Annotated in this window: 16 protein-coding genes, 5 tRNA genes and 1 pseudogene; 17 read left to right on the top strand and 5 right to left on the bottom strand. The window is 71.3% G+C overall.

Annotated elements, in window-relative coordinates; all coding sequences use genetic code 11:
* Nucleotides 1-2 precede the first annotated feature (2 nt).
* From ACZ4TG_RS14225 to ACZ4TG_RS14200, 6 genes are all read left to right on the top strand, one after another.
* A complete protein-coding gene (locus ACZ4TG_RS14225) occupies nucleotides 3-731 on the top strand; it encodes an HAD family hydrolase (RefSeq protein WP_468162249.1) in 729 nt (242 codons plus the stop codon).
* An 86-nt stretch (nucleotides 732-817) separates the two neighbouring features.
* Nucleotides 818-889: transfer RNA gene (locus ACZ4TG_RS14220), tRNA-Gln, on the top strand.
* 26 nt (nucleotides 890-915) lie between these two features.
* A tRNA-Glu gene (locus tag ACZ4TG_RS14215) sits at nucleotides 916-988 on the top strand.
* Between the two features lie 61 nt (nucleotides 989-1049).
* Nucleotides 1050-1122, top strand: a tRNA-Glu gene (locus ACZ4TG_RS14210).
* Nucleotides 1123-1149: 27 nt separating this feature from the next.
* A tRNA-Gln gene (locus ACZ4TG_RS14205) sits at nucleotides 1150-1221 on the top strand.
* 14 nt (nucleotides 1222-1235) lie between these two features.
* Nucleotides 1236-1308 (top strand) — tRNA-Glu (locus ACZ4TG_RS14200).
* A gap of 149 nt (nucleotides 1309-1457) precedes the next feature.
* Here ACZ4TG_RS14200 and ndgR read toward each other — a convergent pair.
* The gene (gene ndgR, locus ACZ4TG_RS14195) at nucleotides 1458-2174 is read right to left on the bottom strand and encodes an IclR family transcriptional regulator NdgR (RefSeq protein ID WP_007266782.1); all 717 of its coding nucleotides are present in this window, start codon (nucleotides 2172-2174) and stop codon (nucleotides 1458-1460) included.
* A gap of 185 nt (nucleotides 2175-2359) precedes the next feature.
* On the opposite strand from ndgR, the gene leuC reads away from it, so the two are divergent.
* The 4 genes from leuC to ACZ4TG_RS14175 all read left to right on the top strand — a co-directional run bounded on the left by leuC (nucleotide 2360) and on the right by ACZ4TG_RS14175 (nucleotide 5576).
* Nucleotides 2360-3784, top strand: a complete 1425-nt coding sequence (gene leuC, locus ACZ4TG_RS14190) for a 3-isopropylmalate dehydratase large subunit (protein WP_468162248.1) — start codon at nucleotides 2360-2362, stop codon at nucleotides 3782-3784.
* 5 nt (nucleotides 3785-3789) lie between these two features.
* On the top strand, nucleotides 3790-4383 hold the full coding sequence (leuD, locus tag ACZ4TG_RS14185) for a 3-isopropylmalate dehydratase small subunit (protein ID WP_468162247.1): 594 nt from the start codon (nucleotides 3790-3792) through the stop codon (nucleotides 4381-4383).
* Between the two features lie 137 nt (nucleotides 4384-4520).
* A complete protein-coding gene (locus ACZ4TG_RS14180; RefSeq protein ID WP_468162246.1) occupies nucleotides 4521-4748 on the top strand; it encodes an SCO5555 family protein in 228 nt (75 codons plus the stop codon).
* A gap of 144 nt (nucleotides 4749-4892) precedes the next feature.
* Complete coding sequence (locus ACZ4TG_RS14175) at nucleotides 4893-5576, top strand: HU family DNA-binding protein (protein ID WP_468162245.1); 684 nt, start codon at nucleotides 4893-4895, stop codon at nucleotides 5574-5576.
* A 287-nt stretch (nucleotides 5577-5863) separates the two neighbouring features.
* Here the strand turns inward: ACZ4TG_RS14175 and cofC are convergent.
* Nucleotides 5864-6517, bottom strand: a pseudogene (gene cofC / locus ACZ4TG_RS14170) (2-phospho-L-lactate guanylyltransferase); the annotation flags it as partial.
* 190 nt (nucleotides 6518-6707) lie between these two features.
* Between cofC and ACZ4TG_RS14165 the strand changes: the two are divergent.
* From ACZ4TG_RS14165 to ACZ4TG_RS14155, 3 genes are read left to right on the top strand one after another with little or no spacing between them, the layout of a single operon-like run.
* A complete protein-coding gene (locus tag ACZ4TG_RS14165; protein ID WP_468162244.1) occupies nucleotides 6708-7460 on the top strand; it encodes a lysophospholipid acyltransferase family protein in 753 nt (250 codons plus the stop codon).
* On the top strand, nucleotides 7457-8467 hold the full coding sequence (locus tag ACZ4TG_RS14160; RefSeq protein ID WP_468162242.1) for an NAD(P)H-dependent glycerol-3-phosphate dehydrogenase: 1011 nt from the start codon (nucleotides 7457-7459) through the stop codon (nucleotides 8465-8467). Before ACZ4TG_RS14165 ends, ACZ4TG_RS14160 begins: the two co-directional genes overlap by 4 nt.
* Nucleotides 8468-8506: 39 nt before the next feature.
* Nucleotides 8507-9664, top strand: coding sequence for a D-alanine--D-alanine ligase family protein (locus tag ACZ4TG_RS14155; protein WP_468162241.1), 1158 nt, complete (start codon nucleotides 8507-8509; stop codon nucleotides 9662-9664).
* A gap of 117 nt (nucleotides 9665-9781) precedes the next feature.
* Here the strand turns inward: ACZ4TG_RS14155 and ACZ4TG_RS14150 are convergent, their stop codons facing one another.
* Both ACZ4TG_RS14150 and ACZ4TG_RS14145 read right to left on the bottom strand, forming a co-directional pair.
* Nucleotides 9782-10270 (bottom strand): DUF3515 domain-containing protein, encoded by a 489-nt coding sequence (locus ACZ4TG_RS14150; protein WP_468162706.1) that lies wholly within the window; start codon nucleotides 10268-10270, stop codon nucleotides 9782-9784.
* A 23-nt stretch (nucleotides 10271-10293) separates the two neighbouring features.
* Nucleotides 10294-10527 (bottom strand): Lrp/AsnC family transcriptional regulator, encoded by a 234-nt coding sequence (locus tag ACZ4TG_RS14145; RefSeq protein ID WP_030011290.1) that lies wholly within the window; start codon nucleotides 10525-10527, stop codon nucleotides 10294-10296.
* 245 nt (nucleotides 10528-10772) lie between these two features.
* Here ACZ4TG_RS14145 and ACZ4TG_RS14140 point away from each other — a divergent pair, with 245 nt between their 5' ends.
* Nucleotides 10773-11756 (top strand): thiamine-phosphate kinase, encoded by a 984-nt coding sequence (locus tag ACZ4TG_RS14140; protein WP_468162240.1) that lies wholly within the window; start codon nucleotides 10773-10775, stop codon nucleotides 11754-11756.
* Entirely contained in the window at nucleotides 11753-12553 is an 801-nt protein-coding gene (gene thiD, locus ACZ4TG_RS14135) for a bifunctional hydroxymethylpyrimidine kinase/phosphomethylpyrimidine kinase (protein ID WP_468162238.1), read from the top strand. Before ACZ4TG_RS14140 ends, thiD begins: the two co-directional genes overlap by 4 nt.
* A gap of 193 nt (nucleotides 12554-12746) precedes the next feature.
* Here thiD and rpmB read toward each other — a convergent pair whose 3' ends face one another.
* Nucleotides 12747-12932, bottom strand: coding sequence for a 50S ribosomal protein L28 (gene rpmB / locus ACZ4TG_RS14130; protein WP_007266795.1), 186 nt, complete (start codon nucleotides 12930-12932; stop codon nucleotides 12747-12749).
* A 209-nt stretch (nucleotides 12933-13141) separates the two neighbouring features.
* Between rpmB and ACZ4TG_RS14125 the strand changes: the two genes are divergently transcribed.
* Together ACZ4TG_RS14125 and recG are read left to right on the top strand one after the other, a co-directional pair.
* On the top strand, nucleotides 13142-14845 hold the full coding sequence (locus ACZ4TG_RS14125; RefSeq protein WP_468162237.1) for a DAK2 domain-containing protein: 1704 nt from the start codon (nucleotides 13142-13144) through the stop codon (nucleotides 14843-14845).
* A gap of 37 nt (nucleotides 14846-14882) precedes the next feature.
* Complete coding sequence (gene recG, locus ACZ4TG_RS14120) at nucleotides 14883-17078, top strand: ATP-dependent DNA helicase RecG (protein ID WP_468162236.1); 2196 nt, start codon at nucleotides 14883-14885, stop codon at nucleotides 17076-17078.
* The last annotated feature ends 8 nt before the right edge of the window (nucleotides 17079-17086 follow it).

Below are 17086 nucleotides of genomic sequence, written 5' to 3'. Positions count from 1 at the left end.
GCATGCCGATCAGTGCAGTGCTGTGGGACATCGACGACACCCTCTTCGACTACACCGGTGCCGACACGGCCGGACTCGCCGCCCACCTCGCCGACGAGGGCCTTCAGGCGCGCTACGGATCCCCGGCCGAAGCCCTGGCCCTGTGGCGCCGCCTCACGGACCGGCACTGGGCCCGCTTCGCCGCCGGGGAGGTCACCTTCCAGGAGCAGCGCCGCGAGCGGGTACGGGACTTCCTGGAGGCGCCCGGCCTGAGCGGGGCCGAGACCGACGACTGGTTCGGCCGGTACGTCGCCCACTACCAGGCCGCCTGGACGGTGTTCCCCGACGTGGTGCCCGTACTGGACGCCCTCGCCGGCGGCTACCGGCACGGGGTCCTCTCCAACTCCTCCCTGGCCAACCAGGACCCCAAACTGCGCCGGCTCGGGCTGCGCGAGCGCTTCGAGGTGCTGCTCTGTGCCGCCGAGCTGGGTGTCAGCAAGCCGGACGCGGCTGCCTTCCTGCACGCCTGCGAGGCGCTCGGACTGCCGCCGGGCGAGGTGGTGTACGTCGGGGACCAGCCGGAGATCGACGCACGTGGGGCCAGGGACGCCGGCCTCACGGCCGTGTGGCTCGACCGGAGCGGCGCAGGGGGCGCCGGCCCCGAGGGCGTGCACCGGATCGCCGGACTCGCGCAGCTCCCCGCGCTGCTGGCTGCGGATACCCGTTTTGGAGCACGGTCAGGCATCCGGTAATGTTCTTTCTGCGCCGCCCGAGCGGGCCGAAAGGCCGGGACGGAGGCGCTAACCAAACGAAAGTCCCGCAAGGGCTTGTGTTTTGGTGGGCTATAGTGTAATTGGCAACACGAGGGTTTCTGGTTCCCTTATTCTAGGTTCGAGTCCTGGTAGCCCAGCGCAGTGCAGTAGTAACGCAGTGCTTGCCCCCGTTGTGTAGCGGCCTAGCACGCCGCCCTCTCAAGGCGGTAGCGCCGGTTCGAATCCGGTCGGGGGTACAGATCCTTCCCGCGAGATGTCCAGGGTCGCACCCGGACGTGTTGATGCAGGATCGCTAGGGCCCCCGTTGTGTAGCGGCCTAGCACGCCGCCCTCTCAAGGCGGTAGCGCCGGTTCGAATCCGGTCGGGGGTACTGCGTCTAGCTTGGTCTAGACCACTATGGGCTATAGTGTAATTGGCAACACGAGGGTTTCTGGTTCCCTTATTCTAGGTTCGAGTCCTGGTAGCCCAGCGCAACACCAGCTAGCCCCCGTTGTGTAGCGGCCTAGCACGCCGCCCTCTCAAGGCGGTAGCGCCGGTTCGAATCCGGTCGGGGGTACGCATCGAAGAGGCCCTCCGCGATCATCGCGGAGGGCCTCTTCGTCGTTTCCGGGGGGACGCGTAAGTACGGGCCCGGAGGCGCGCGTTAGGACGTGTGCGGCGTCGTGCGCGCCCCCGGAGCCCGGAGGGTGGTGGGAGGTCGGAAAGTCAGCCGGAGCGGCGCAGGGCCTCCGTCAGACGGGCGGCCGCGTCGATGACGGCCTGGGCGTGCATCCGCCCGGGGTGCCGGGTCAGCCGCTCGATCGGCCCGGAGACCGATACGGACGCGACCACCCGGTTCGAGGGCCCGCGCACCGGTGCCGAGACGGAGGCCACGCCGGGCTCCCGCTCGCCGATCGACTGCGCCCAGCCCCGGCGCCGTACGCCCGAGAGCGCCGTCGCCGTGAAACGCGCGCCCTGCAGCCCGCGGTGGAGCCGCTCGGGCTCCTCCCAGGCCATCAGGATCTGCGCGGCCGAACCGGCCTTCATCGGGAGCGTGGAGCCCACCGGGACGGTGTCCCGCAGGCCCGACAGCCGCTCGGCGGCCGCCACGCAGATGCGCATGTCGCCCTGACGCCGGTAGAGCTGCGCGCTCTCGCCCGTCACGTCACGGAGGTGCGTGAGCACCGGTCCGGCCGTGGCCAGCAGGCGGTCCTCGCCGGCCGCGGCGGCAAGCTCTGCCAGCCGCGGACCGAGGATGAACCGGCCCTGCATGTCCCTCGCCACCATCCGGTGGTGTTCCAGTGCCACGGCAAGGCGATGTGCCGTGGGTCGTGCGAGCCCTGTCGCCGCGACCAGCCCGGCGAGGGTGGCCGGACCGGACTCCAGTGCGCTCAATACCAGAGCTGCCTTGTCGAGAACGCCGACGCCGCTAGAGTTGTCCATGAAACGATATTCGCGTCTCACACTGTGAAACGCAAGTTCAATTTTTCCAAGAACCAGCGAGTCTGTATGTGCGGGTCCACGAACCACTGGGTCCGAGCCGCCGTTCCGCGCGTGGGGTAGCGGGCGGTCAGGCGCACCACATCTCTAATAAGCGCCGGCACAACCGGCCGGCCGGAGGGAAAGCGATGGGTAGGACACTCGCGGAGAAGGTCTGGGACGACCACGTCGTCCGGCGCGCCGAGGGCGAGCCCGATCTCCTCTTCATCGATCTTCACCTGCTGCACGAGGTGACCAGCCCGCAGGCCTTCGAGGGCCTGCGCCAGGCCGGCCGCAAGGTCCGACGCCTCGACCTCACCATCGCGACCGAGGACCACAACACCCCCACCATCGACATCGACAAGCCGATCGCGGACCCGGTCTCCCGGGCCCAGCTGGAGACGCTGAGGGCGAACTGCGCCGAGTTCGGCGTACGCCTGCACTCGCTGGGCGACGTCGAGCAGGGCGTCGTCCACGTCGTGGGACCGCAGCTGGGCCTGACCCAGCCGGGCACCACCGTGGTCTGCGGCGACTCGCACACCTCCACGCACGGCGCCTTCGGCGCGCTGGCCTTCGGCATCGGCACCAGCCAGGTCGAGCACGTGCTGGCCACCCAGACGCTGCCGCTGGCCCGCCCCAAGACGATGGCGATCACCGTCACCGGCGAGCTGGCCGAGGGCGTCACCGCGAAGGACCTGATCCTGGCGATCATCGCCAAGATCGGCACCGGCGGCGGCCAGGGCTACATCCTGGAGTACCGCGGCGAGGCCGTCGAGAAACTGTCGATGGAAGCCCGCATGACCATCTGCAACATGTCGATCGAGGCCGGCGCCCGCGCGGGCATGATCGCCCCCGACCGGACCACCTTCGACTACCTCCAGGGGCGTGACCACGCCCCCGCGGGCGAGGACTGGGACGCGGCGGTCGCCTACTGGAAGACGCTGCGCACCGACGACGACGCCGTCTTCGACGCCGAGGTCGTCATCGACGGCGCCACGCTGTCCCCGTTCGTCACCTGGGGCACCAACCCGGGCCAGGGCGCGCCGCTGTCGGCCAACGTCCCCGACCCTGCTTCGTACGAGGACGCTTCGGAGCGCCACGCCGCCGAAAAGGCCCTGGAATACATGGGGTTGACCGCCGGGCAGCCGCTGCGCGACATCAAGGTCGACACCGTCTTCGTAGGTTCCTGCACCAACGGCCGCATCGAGGACCTGCGCGCCGTCGCCGGGATCGTCGAGGGCCGCAAAGTCGCCGACGGCGTACGGATGCTGGTCGTCCCGGGCTCCGTCCGGGTCGCCCTGCAGGCCGTGGAAGAGGGCCTGGACAAGGTCTTCAAGGAGGCCGGCGCCGAATGGCGGCACGCGGGCTGCTCGATGTGTCTGGGCATGAACCCCGACCAACTGGCGCCCGGTGAGCGCTCCGCGTCCACCTCCAACCGCAACTTCGAGGGCCGGCAGGGCAAGGGCGGGCGCACGCACCTGGTCTCCCCGCAGGTGGCCGCCGCCACCGCGGTACTGGGCCATCTGGCCTCGCCCGCCGACCTGTCCGAAGCCCCCGCGACCGCCGGAGTCTGAGAACCATGGAAGCCTTCACCACCCACACCGGCCGGGCCGTCCCGCTGCGCCGCAGCAACGTCGACACCGACCAGATCATCCCCGCCCACTGGCTGAAGAAGATCACCCGCGACGGGTTCGAGGACGGGCTCTTCGAGGCCTGGCGCAAGGACCCGGAGTTCGTCACGAACCGCCCGGAGCGCGCCGGGGCGACCGTCCTGGTCGCCGGCCCCGACTTCGGTACCGGCTCCTCGCGCGAGCACGCCGTCTGGGCGCTGCAGAACTTCGGCTTCAAGACGGTCATCTCCTCCCGCTTCGCCGACATCTTCCGCGGCAACTCGCTGAAGAACGGGCTGCTGACCGTGGTCCTGCCCCAGGAGGCGGTCGAGCGGCTCTGGAAGCTGACCGAGGCCGACCCCACCGCCGAGATCACCGTCGACCTGGTCGACCGGCAGGTCCGAGCGGAGGGCATCGAGGCGGAGTTCGAGCTGGACGACAACGCCCGCTGGCGTCTGCTGGAGGGGCTGGACGACATCTCGCTCACCCTTCAGAACGAAGCGGACATCGCCACGTACGAAAGCACCCGGCCGGGCTTCAAGCCCCGCACGATTCAGGCCTGATTCCTGCCTGATCAGCGCTTATTCGCTCTCGGGTGATCACATAGGCAACACTGTGCCCCCCGCCTTCCGGCGGGGGGCACAGCCGTGTGTTGAGGCCCCGTGAGGCGACAACTCGCCCCAGATGGCACAATCTGTGCATGGAACGCGACAGTCAACTTGAGCTCTACGAACTGCTCGCGGACCGATTGAAAGAAGCACACACAAGGGTGCGCACGCTGCAAGTCCCGGAGGGCGTAAGGATGGCGCTGTCCCGGAAGCTGTTGGTCGTCACGGCCGCGGCGAAGCATGATCTCGCCGATGCGGCAAGGCGCCTGGACAGGTTGATGAAGGACCTCGACGAGGGTCGATTCCCTGAAGGCGACTGATGCGAAGGAACTCCGTAACGGCCTACATCGTTGCGGCACTAGGGTGATTAGCCCGTTTCGTGTTTGATTTGCGGTATATATCCGCCTAACGTGCGAAATAAGCTTGAACACATTCGTTCTGGCGAAGTCTCCGAAGGGGAAGACGTGAACAAGGCGCAGCTCGTAGAAGCGATTGCCGACAAGCTGGGCGGCCGTCAGCAGGCCGCGGACGCTGTCGACGCGGTACTGGACGCGATGGTCCGCGCTGTGGTCGCGGGCGACCGGGTCTCGGTCACGGGCTTCGGCTCGTTCGAGAAGGTCGACCGCCCCGCCCGTTACGCTCGCAACCCGCAGACGGGTGAGCGCGTCCGGGTCAAGAAGACCTCGGTTCCCCGATTCCGTGCGGGCCAGGGCTTCAAGGACCTGGTCAGCGGCACCAAGAAGCTCCCCAAGGGCGACGAGGTGGCCGTGAAGAAGGCCCCCAAGGGCAGCCTTTCCGGCGGCGCTTCCGCCACGGTCAAGAAGGCCGCGGCCAAGAAGGCGACCACCGCCAAGAAGGCCGCCGCGAAGACCGCGGTCGCAAAGAAGGTCACCGCGAAGAAGGTCGCGGCCAAGAAGGCCACGACCGTCAAGAAGGCGGCCGCGAAGACCACGGTCACGAAGAAGGCCGCCTCGGCGGCCAAGAAGACGACCACGGCCAAGAAGGCCACGGCGACGGCCAAGAAGACCACCGCCACCGCCAAGAAGACCGCTCCGGCGGCCAAGAAGGCCACCGCGACGAAGGCGCCCGCCAAGAAGACGACGACGCGCAAGGTCACCGCGAAGAAGACGACCGCCCGCAAGAAGTAGGGCGCGAAGTCACACACGCCGGGCCGGCTTCCCCTGCCGTGGGGAAGCCGGCCCGCGGTGCTCTAGGGGCGAGAAAGGCCAGGTCAGAAGGTCTGCAAGGTGATCAGGGTGATGCGCAGGGCCGGGCCCTCGCCGTCCGTCTCGATCCGGACCCGCTGCCCGGGGCGCAGCAGCCGCAGGCCGCCCGCGTCGAAGGCCGGGGCCTCGAAGGGCACCGGGGTGCCGTCGTCCAGCAGCACGCTGCCGCTGCGGGTCTCGGAGTCGTACGTGTACGCGGTCGCCTGCATACCGGCACTGTATCGGGCCGTGTGCCGCCCCACACCGAGAGCGAGGGCCGTCCTCAGGTCCGCCCCCGTGTCCACGTCCCGGCGCACGCTGTCGACGTCCGACAGGGAGATCTCCACCGCCCCCGAGGCCGAATGGCGGGCCCGCGACGGACCGCCGAACGAGGGTGCCAATTCCACGTCCGGAGCAGCCGAAAGCAAGGTCGTCCCGATTCCCGCCGCATCCGCCAGAAATGCCCGGGGAAAATTCGAGGCGTTATCGAGCACGCGTAGCAATTCCGGCGGCCGCAGGGCGGGCAGGTCCGCGTTCATCGCGGCCACCGCCGACCCCGGCCGCCCCCGGCGTATCGCCCGCTCCCCGTGGGCCAGTGCCGCGTTGAGCCCGGCGGCCGGGGCGTCGGGGACGATCCGCGCCCCCAGCCTCGCCAGTTCCGGACCCGCCACCGGGTCGTCCGTGACGACCACCACATCCGCGACCGCCGCGCAGGCCAGCGCCCCCGCGACGGTGTCCTGCGCGAAGGCCAGCGCGAGCCCCGGACGGGAGGCGCCGACGGCCGCCGCGAGGCGGCTCTTGGCAAGCGCCAGCGGCTTCAGCGGGACCACCAGGCTCCAGACGGCGTTCGTGACGGACCCCTTCCCTCCGGTGCGCTCCCGCACGCGCTCGGGCCATCGTCAGGTCATGGCCAGGTCATTAGTCGGCCCATTGTCGCCTCCGCCGGGGCAGAGGGGAGGTTCGGCGCCTTGAGCGGGGCGTACGGTGTTCTCGACAGAGACCGGACCTGGGGCGACACTTGTCCGGCCGACGAGGTGCCCAAGCCGCGCACCGGTCCTAGAGGAAGGTGTCCGAGTGTCCCGCCGCAGAATCGGCTTCTGGTACCGCCTGGCGGCGGTCATCGCAAAACCGCCGCTGGTAGTGCTCTTCAAGCGGGACTGGCGGGGAATGGAGCACATTCCGGCCGACGGCGGATTTATCACCGCCGTCAATCACAACTCGTATCTGGACCCGCTCTCCTACGCGCACTTCCAGTACAACACCGGCCGGGTGCCCCGATTGCTCGCGAAGGCCGGCCTCTTCAGGGTTCCCTTTGTCGGCATGATCCTCCGCGGTTCCGGGCAGATCCCCGTCTACCGGGAGACCACCAACGCCCTGGACGCATTCCGGGCGGCCGTGGCGGCCATCGAGAGCGGCGAATGCGTGGCCTTTTACCCGGAAGGCACCCTCACCCGCGATCCCGAGATGTGGCCGATGGCCGGCAAGACCGGCGCCGCCCGCGTGGCGCTGGTCACCAAGGTCCCCGTCATTCCGGTGGCCCAGTGGGGCGCGAATCTCGTGATGCCGCCCTACGCGAAGAAGGACAAGGTCCAGCTGTTCCCGCGCAAGACCCTCCAGGTCCTCGCCGGACCGCCCGTGGACCTCTCGGCCTTCTACGACCGCGAGCCCACCCCGGAGGTCCTCAGGGAGGCCACCGAGGTCATCATGGCGGCCATCACCGCGCTGCTGGAGGAACTGCGCGGCGAGAGCGCGCCCGAGCAGCCGTACGACCATCGCAAGGCCAGGGCGCAGCAGCGGCGCAAAGCCGCGGGGGAGGGCAAGAAGTGACACGTCCCGTGAAGGCAGCCGTATACGGAACCGGCTCCTGGGGCACCGCCTTCGGCATGGTGCTCGCCGACGCCGGCTGCGAGGTGACCCTGTGGGGCCGCCGCCAGGAGCTGGTCGACGCCGTCAACACCGGCCGGACCAACCCGGACTACCTGCCCGGCGTCGAACTCCCCGAGAACATCAGGGCCACCACCGACGCGGCCGAGGCCGCCCGGGGCGCCGACTTCGCCGTCCTCGCGGTCCCCTCCCAGACCTTGCGCGGCAACCTGGCCGAATGGGCCCCGCTGCTGCCGGCCGACGCCGTGCTCGTCTCCCTGATGAAGGGCATCGAACTCGGCACCGCCAAGCGGATGAGCGAGGTCATCGAAGAGGTGGCCAAGGTCCCCGCCGAGCGCGTCGCCGTCGTCACCGGCCCCAACCTGGCCCGCGAGATCGCCGCCCGGCAGCCCGCCGCCTCCGTGGTCGCCTGCGTGGACGAGGCCGTGGCCAGGCGCCTCCAGGCCGCCTGCCACACCCCGTACTTCCGCCCGTACACCAACACCGACGTGGTCGGCTGCGAGCTCGGCGGCGCCGTCAAGAACGTCATCGGCCTCGCCGTCGGCATCGCGGACGGCATGGGCCTGGGCGACAACACCAAGGGCTCGCTCATCACCCGGGGCCTGGCCGAAACGACCCGGCTGGGCCTGGCGATGGGCGCCGACCCGCTCACCTTCTCCGGCCTCGCGGGCCTGGGCGACCTGGTCGCCACCTGCTCCTCGCCGCTCTCCCGGAACCACACCTTCGGCACCAACCTGGGCCGCGGGATGACCCTGGAGGAGACCATCGCGGTCACCAAGCAGACCGCTGAAGGGGTCAAGTCCTGCCAGTCGGTGGCAGATCTGGCACGCCGGTACGGAGTGGACATGCCGATCACCGACACCGTGGTCGATATCGTCCACCACGGGAAGCCCACGCTGGTCGCGCTGAAGGAACTCATGGGACGCAGCGCCAAACCGGAACGCCGCTGACTCCGATCCGGACGTCTGAGCGGGTACTCTCGTGGCGATATGAGCAGCGAGAACCTCCCCCAGACCCCTGAGCAGCAGGGCCGCAAGCCCCGCGTGGCCGTCGTGTTCGGCGGCCGCAGCTCGGAACACGCCATCTCGGTCGTCACGGCGGGCGCCGTGCTGCGCTCCATCGACCGGTCCAAGTACGAGGTGCTGCCCATCGGCATCACCACGGACGGCCGATGGGCGCTGACCGCCGACGAGCCCTCCCGGATGGCCATCGCCGACCGGGTGCTCCCGAGCGTCGACGACCTCGCCGAGTCCGAGGACGGCGCCGTCGTGCTCCCGGTCGACCCCGCCAGCCGCGAGGTCGTCTACACCGAGCCGGGCGCCGTTCCCAAGGCCCTGGGCGAGGTCGACGTCGTCTTCCCCGTGCTGCACGGCCCGTACGGCGAGGACGGCACCCTGCAGGGCCTGCTGGAGCTCTCCGGCATCCCGTACGTCGGCTCGGGCGTCCTCGCCTCGGCCGTCGGCCAGGACAAGGACTACATGAAGCGGGTGTTCACGTCCTTCGGGCTGAACGTCGGCCCGTACATCACCGTCCGCCCCCGCGAGTGGAGCGCCGACCGGGACGCCGCCCGCGGCAGGATCCTGGACTTCGCCGCCGAGCACGGCTGGCCGCTGTTCATCAAGCCCGCCCGGGCCGGCTCCTCCATCGGCATCACCAAGGTCGACGACGCCTCCGGCCTGGACGCCGCGGTGCGCGAGGCCCAGAAGCACGACCCGAAGATCATCGTGGAGGCGCTGCTGCGCGGCCGCGAGATCGAGTGCGGCGTGCTGGAGTTCGAGGACGGCCCGCGCGCGAGCGCCCCGGCCGAGATCCCGCCGGTCTCCAGCCACGACTTCTACGACTTCGAGGCGAAGTACATCGACTCCGCCTCCGGGATCGTGCCCGCCCCGCTCACCCCGGAACAGACCGCCGAGGTGCAGCGGCTCGCGATCGAGGCCTTCGACGCCGCGTCCTGCGAGGGCCTGGTGCGCGCCGACTTCTTCCTCACCGAGGACGGCACCTTCGTCATCAACGAGATCAACACGATGCCGGGCTTCACCCCGATCTCGATGTACCCGCGCATGTGGCAGGAGTCGGGCATCGAGTACCCGGAGCTGGTGGACCGCCTGATCCAGGCGGCCCTGCGCCGCTCCACGGGGCTGCGCTAGCCCCGTACGACCTCAGGAACGCACAAGGACCGCCCGCCGGGAACCCGGCGGGCGGTCCTTGTGGGAACCGTAGGAGACCTCCCGCGAGGACTCGTACGGGCACGGTCCCAAGGCCCCTCAGTACGACGAGATGCCCACGGGGACGGTCTTGGCCACGGCCTCGGACAGACCGACCAGCATGCTGGCGTCCGTGGCATGCTCCTTGTCGACCCGGACCTCCGTGTACGCCAGCCGCGTCCCAGTGGTGAACCGGAGACCGCCGTCGGGCTTCTCCACGAGCCAGCCGACACCGTTGACCTCGATGCCGTCCTGCTTCGGCTCAGCCATCTTGGGGGGCTTGGGGATACCGCACCGCAGTACGATCGCCGAGCCGCCCCACGAAGCGGTCAGATCCGACTCCGGAACGGTCTCGGTCCGGGCCAGGCCGGACACCGTGTCCGGGAGCTCCTCGTGCAGGGCCGCACAGAGCCCCGCGACATCGGCGGGCGGCGCGGGCGGCGGATCCACCCGGGCCTGCGAAGCGCCCGCCGTGCAGCCCGCGAGGGCCAGTACGACCGCGAGAGCGGGCAGAACCAGCAGACGGCGGGACCGGCGGTGGAGTGACATCACCGGTCAAGAGTAGACGGGGGCTACAGATGGACCACCGGGCAGGTCAAGGTGCGGGTGATGCCCTCCACCTGCTGGACCTTGGCGACCACCATGCGGCCGAGATCGTCGACGGTGTCGGCCTGGGCGCGCACGATCACGTCGTACGGGCCCGTCACGTCCTCGGCCTGGATCACCCCCGGGATCTGGCCGATGGACTCGGCGACGAACGACGCCTTGCCCACCTCGGTCTGGATAAGGATGTACGCCTGTACCACGGAACCTCCAGGGCGGCCACGAGGATCATTTCCCCTAATCTTCGGGTGGGCCCGGGGAGATCGGGTGGGCCCGGGGAAGAAGGGACGCCACGGTACCGCGTCGCCGAGCGCCGCGGGGAGACCCGCGAGCCCGGCTCCACGCACAGCGGGGCGCACGCAGAGCAGAAGTTGACGTATCTGTTGACGGTACCCAGAGCTGTGACGGCTCGCGACCGCAAGCGGACTGGCCAAGAAGGGGCACAGCGATGAAGGGCACTGTGGGCGAGCTGGGGGAGTTCGGGCTCATTCGGGAGCTCACCTCACGGCTCACCACCACCCCGGCGGTCCGGCTCGGACCCGGCGACGACGCCGCGGTGGTGTCGGCCCCCGACCGGCGGGTCGTGGCGAGCACCGACATCCTGCTGGAGGGCAGGCACTTCCGGCGCGACTGGTCCACGGCCTACGACGTGGGCCGCAAGGCCGCCGCGCAGAACCTCGCCGACATCGCCGCCATGGGCGCGGTGCCGACCGCACTGCTCCTCGGCCTCGTCGTCCCGGCGGAACTGCCGGTCACCTGGCCCACCGAGCTCATGGACGGCATCCGCGACGAATGCCAGGTCGCCGGAGCCGCCGTGGTCGGCGGAGACGTCGTACGGGGCGACACCATCACCGTCGCCATCACCGCCCTCGGCGACCTGCGCAACCACGAGCCCGTGCTGCGCTCCGGCGCGCAGCCCGGCGACGTGGTCGCGGTCACCGGCTGGCTGGGCTGGTCCGCGGCCGGATTCGCCGTCCTCTCGCGGGGCTTCCGCTCCCCGCGGGCCTTCGTCGAGGCGCACCGCCGCCCCGAGCCGCCGTACCACGCGGGCCCCGCGGCCGCCGGACTCGGCGCCACCGCCATGACCGACGTCAGCGACGGCCTGGTCGCGGACCTCGGGCACATCGCGGAGGCCAGCAAGGTACGGATCGACCTGCGCTCGGCGGCCGTCGACATCCCGAGCCAGATGCACGACATCGGCCAGGCCGTCGGCGTGGACCCGCTCCAGTGGGTCCTCACCGGCGGCGAGGACCACGCCATCGTGGCCACCTTCCCGCCCGACGTGAAGCTGCCGGCCCGCTGGAAGGTCATCGGGGAGGTCCAGAACCGCTCCGCCCTGCCCCAGGTGACCGTGGACGGTGCCCCCTGGACCAGCACCGGCGGCTGGGACCACTTCGGCGCCGACCCGGCCGCCGAGGAGCCCACGCGTTGAACCGCCCGCCGCTGTGCCTGACCGTCGCCGGATCCGACTCCGGCGGCGGCGCCGGGATCCAGGCCGACCTCAAGACGATGACGGCGCTCGGCGTGCACGGGATGAGCGTGCTGACCGCTGTGACCGCCCAGAACTCGCTCGGCGTGCACGGGGCCTGGGAGCTGCCCGCCGAGGCCGTCACGGCCCAGTACCGGGCCGTCGTGGATGACATCGGCGTGCACGCCGTGAAGACCGGGATGCTCTCCTCCGCCGTACTCGTGGAGACCGTGGCCGAGCTGCTGGCCGGCACACGGGCCCCGGCGGTCGTCGACCCCGTCGGAGTCTCCAAGCACGGGGACGCGCTGCTCGCCGCCTCGGCGCTGGACGCCGTACGCAAGGAACTCCTGCCGCGGGCCACGGTGGCGACACCGAACCTGGACGAAGTGGCGCAGCTCACCGGCCTGGAGGTGGAGAGCGAGGACGACATGCGGCGGGCCGCCGACGCGATCCTCGGCTACGGCCCCAGGTGGGCGCTCATCAAGGGCGGGCACCTGAAGGCACACGGCGACGAGGCCGTGGACCTGCTGACCGACGGCGCCGACGAGCGCTGGCTGCGGGCCCCCCGGCACGACAACCGGCACACGCACGGAACCGGCTGCACCCTCGCAAGCGCCGTCGCGGCGGGACTGGCGAAGGGCCTGGACGTCCCCGAGGCCGTCACCGCGGCCAAGCAGTACGTCACCGGGGCCATCGCGGCCGGCTTCGCGCTCGGCGGGGGCATCGGACCGGTGGACCACGCCTGGCAGTGGCGGAGCTGAGAACACGACGAGAGAGCTCCCGGCCCCCTCACCAGGGGGACCGGGAGCTCTCTCGTTCGCGTCGACGTCCTGCTGGGACGTCCCGCTCAGGCGCCGCGTCCGGGCAGTCCCGCCCGGGCAAGGCAAAAGGCCGGTCCACGAGGTGGACCGGCCTTCTTGGCAACCGGAAAGGGCTGCGCTACGACGTGAGGCGTCAGCGCGAGACCTTGCCGGCCTTGATGCACGAGGTGCAGGCGTTGAGGCGCTTCGGCGTCCCATTGACCACGGCACGGACGCGCTGGATGTTCGGGTTCCAGCGACGCGAGGTGCGGCGGTGCGAGTGGGAGATGTTGTTGCCGAAGCTCGGCCCCTTGGCGCAAACGTCGCAGTTGGCAGCCACAGGTCACTCCAAAGACTTCAGATGCACTTACAGTGAAAACCGGCGCACCGGAATCAGGGATCTGAAGTGGTTTGCCGGGGGAATGGCCCGACTTTCATCGGGCAACCGGAGCAGCATACAACGACTGCGTCCGTCCAAGAAAACTACCACGGCCCCCGCCGACCCCGCCCCGCGGTCCCCGGACAGCAGCCGTCCTTCGTTACCCTGCGGTGAACCCTGGCCCGCACGAGGAGGAACGCCCGGTGCCGCACGAGCCGCAGCCGCAGCCCGCCGACGAGCTCGACGCCGAAGCGGTGCGCACCTGGAGCTCGCTGGCCCTGAGCGCCCTGGGCCGGGCCCGCGAGGACATCGACGCGATCAACGTCTACCCGGTCGCCGACGCCGACACCGGCACCAACCTCTACCTGACCGCCGAATCCGCCGACCGAGAGCTGGAATCCGCCTTCGCCGCGAGCTCCGGGAACGTGACCGACGGCACGGACCGGCCCGCCCTCTCGCTGTCCGAGGCCGTACGGGCCTACGCGCACGGCGCCCTCATAGGCGCCCGGGGCAACTCCGGGACGATCCTCGCCCAGCTGCTGCGCGGAGTGGCCGACGTGCTCGGCGCCGAACCCGAGGGGCGCGGCCCCGGCCGTCTGCTGGCGCAGGCCCTGGCCCGGGCCGCCGAGGAGGCCTACGAGGCCGTCGCGCACCCGGTGGAGGGGACCATGCTCACCGTGGCCACCGCGGCGGCGCGCGGCGGCCGGGCCGCCGGGGACGCCGCCGGAACCGCCGCGGACGTGGCCCGCGCCGCCTACGACGGGGCCCGCGCCGCCCTCGCCGAGACCCCCGGGCAGCTCGCCGCGCTCGGCCGCGCCGGAGTGGTCGACGCCGGGGGCTGCGGGCTGGTCGCCGTACTCGGGGCCCTGTGGCAGGCGCTGTCCGGCCAGACCCCCGCCCCCGAGCCGGTGCGCGGCCGGGCCGTGCCCGTACCGCAGCCGCCGGAGCCCTGCACGGAGGAGCGGGGCGGGCCCGCGTACGAGGTGATCTACCTGCTGGAGGCCGGCGAGGCCGCCGTCGGGGAGCTGCGCACGCGGCTCGACGGGCTCGGTGACTCCCTCGTGGTGGTCGGCGGCGACGGGCTCTGGAACGTCCACGTCCACGTCGACGACCCCGGCGCCGCGGTCGAGGCCGGGGTCGTGGCGGGGAGGCCCTACCGGATCCGGATCACCCACTTCGGCGACGAACGGCGCCGCGCCCGCGCCCCGCGCGTCCAGCGGGCGGTGGTCGCCGTGGTCCCGGGCGAGGGGCTGGCCGGGCTGTGCGGGGAGGCCGGCGCCACCACCGTGCTGGCCCGGCCGGGTGCGGCTCCGGCCGCGGCCGAGCTGGTCGACGCCATCCGCCGGGCCCACGCCCGCGAGGTGGTGCTGCTGCCCGGCGGCGCCGAGTGGCGGGCGGCGGCGGGCTCCGCCGCCGAACAGGCCCGCGCCGACGGCGTACGGGTGGCCGTGATCCCCACCCGGTCCGCCGTCCAGGGCCTGGCCGCACTCGCCGTGCACGACCCGGACGGCAGCTTCGACGAGGACGTGGTCGCCATGACCGCGGCGGCCGGCGCCACCCGCTACGGGGAGCTCGCCGTCGCCGAACGCCAGTCCTTCACCTCCGCCGGCATCTGCCAGGCCGGGGACGTGCTCGGGCTCATCGACGGCGACGTGGCCGTGATCGGCCCCGGCCTGCCCGAGACCGCCGAAGCCGTCCTGGACCGGATGCTCGGCTCCGGCGGCGAACTCGTCACCCTGGTCCTGGGCCCGGACGTACCGGACGCCCTCGCCGCGCGCCTGGAGGCGTACGTCCAGCAGGGGCACCTGGCCGTCGACACCGTCACCTACCGGGGCGGGCGCTACTCGGCGCCCCTGCTCATCGGGGTCGAATAGGGGTCGAAGGGCGGGCTTGTCAGCGGCATGGTGTGCAATGGAACACGTGCCCGCGCTCGACGAAGACCTCAAGAAGACGCTCGGCCCCGCCACCGCCAAGGTGCTGGCCGAGCAGCTCGGCCTGCACACGGCCCTGGACCTGCTCCACCACTACCCCCGGCGGTACGCGGAGCGCGGTGAGCTGACCCCGCTGGCCGAGCTGGCCGACCAGATCGACGAGCACGTGACGGTCGTCGCCCAGGTGGCCGACGCCCGGATCCTGACCTTCAACGGCGGCCGCGGCAAACGCCTGGAGGTCACCATCACCGACGGCAGCGGCCGCCTCCAGCTCGTCTTCTTCGGCGCGGGCGTCCACAAGCCGCACAAGGACCTGCTGCCCGGCACCCGCGCCATGTTCGCCGGCAAGGTCGGCATGTTCAACCGCAAGCTCCAGCTCTCCCACCCCGCCTACGAGCCGCTCGGCGCCGACGCCTCCGACCGGGACGCGGCCACCGCCTTCGCCAACCAGCTCATCCCGATCTACCCGGCCTGCGCCAAGCTGGAGTCCTGGAAGATCGCCAAGTGCGTGGACGCCGTACTGCCCGGCGTCCAGGACGTCGTGGAGCCGCTGCCCGCCGCGCTGCGCGAGGGCCGCGCCCTGGTCCCCCTCACCGAAGCCCTGCTGAAGATCCACCGGCCCGCGACCAAGGCCGACATCGAGGACGCCCGCCAGCGCCTCAAGTGGGACGAGGCCTTCGTCCTCCAGGTCGCCCTGGCCCGCCGCCGGCACGCCGACTCCCAGCTCCCCGCCGTCCCGCGCCGCCCCGCCCCGGGCGGACTGCTCGACTCCTTCGACGCGAAGCTGCCCTTCACCCTCACCGAGGGCCAGCAGACCGTCTCGAAGGAGATCTTCGACGACCTCGCCACCGACCACCCCATGCACCGCCTCCTCCAGGGCGAGGTCGGAAGCGGGAAGACGATGGTCGCCCTGCGGGCGATGCTCGCCGTCGTGGACTGCGGCGGGCAGGCCGCGATGCTCGCGCCCACCGAGGTGCTCGCCCAGCAGCACCACCGCTCCATCACCGAGATGATGGGCGAGCTGGCCGAGGGCGGCATGCTCGGCGGCAGCGACCAGGGCACCAAGGTGGTGCTGCTGACCGGCTCCATGGGGATGCCCGCGCGGCGCCGGGCGCTGCTCGACCTGGTCACGGGCGAGGCCGGGATCGTCATCGGCACCCACGCCCTGATCGAGGACAAGGTGCAGTTCCAGGACCTCGGCCTGGTCGTGGTCGACGAGCAGCACCGCTTCGGCGTGGAACAGCGCGACGCCCTGCGCTCCAAGGGCAAACAGCCCCCGCACCTGCTGGTGATGACCGCCACCCCCATCCCGCGCACCGTGGCCATGACCGTCTTCGGCGACCTGGAGACCTCCGTCCTCGACCAGTTGCCCGCCGGCCGCTCCCCGATCGCCACCCACGTCGTGCCCGCCAAGGACAAACCGCACTTCCTCACCCGGGCCTGGGAGCGGGTCCGCGAGGAGGTCGAGAACGGCCACCAGGCGTATGTGGTCTGCCCGCGGATCGGCGACGGCGAGGACGAGCCGAAGAAGAAGAAGGCCGCCGAGGAGGACGGGGACAAGCGGCCTCCGCTCGCCGTCCTGGAGATCGCCGAACAGCTCGCCCGCGGCCCGCTCGCCGGGCTCGCCGTCGAGGTGCTCCACGGGCGGATGGACCCCGCCGACAAGGACGACGTCATGCGCCGCTTCGCCGCGGGCGAGGTCAAGGTCCTGGTCGCCACGACCGTCATCGAGGTCGGGGTGAACGTCCCCAACTCCACGGTCATGGTGATCATGGACGCGGACCGGTTCGGGGTCTCCCAGCTCCACCAGCTGCGCGGCCGCGTCGGCCGGGGCTCGGCGCCCGGACTGTGCCTGCTGGTCAGCGAGATGCACGAGGCGAGCCCCGCCCGGGCCCGGCTCGCCGCCGTCGCCGCCACCCTCGACGGGTTCGAGCTCTCCCGGATCGACCTGGAACAGCGGCGCGAGGGCGACGTACTGGGCCAGGCCCAGTCCGGCGTCCGCTCCTCGCTGCGGATGCTCGCCGTCATCGAGGACGAGGAGGTCATCGCCCAGGCCCGGGAGGAGGCCACCCGCGTGGTCGCGGAGGATCCCGAGCTGGCGCACCTGCCCGGCCTGCGGACCGCCCTCGACGCCCTGCTGGACACCGAGCGCGAGCAGTACCTGGAGAAGGGCTGAGCGGTACG

The organism is Streptomyces sp. NPDC028314, from assembly GCF_055565795.1.
Note: the sequence above shows the minus strand (reverse complement) of the source record. Positions and strands in the feature narration are given on the sequence as shown.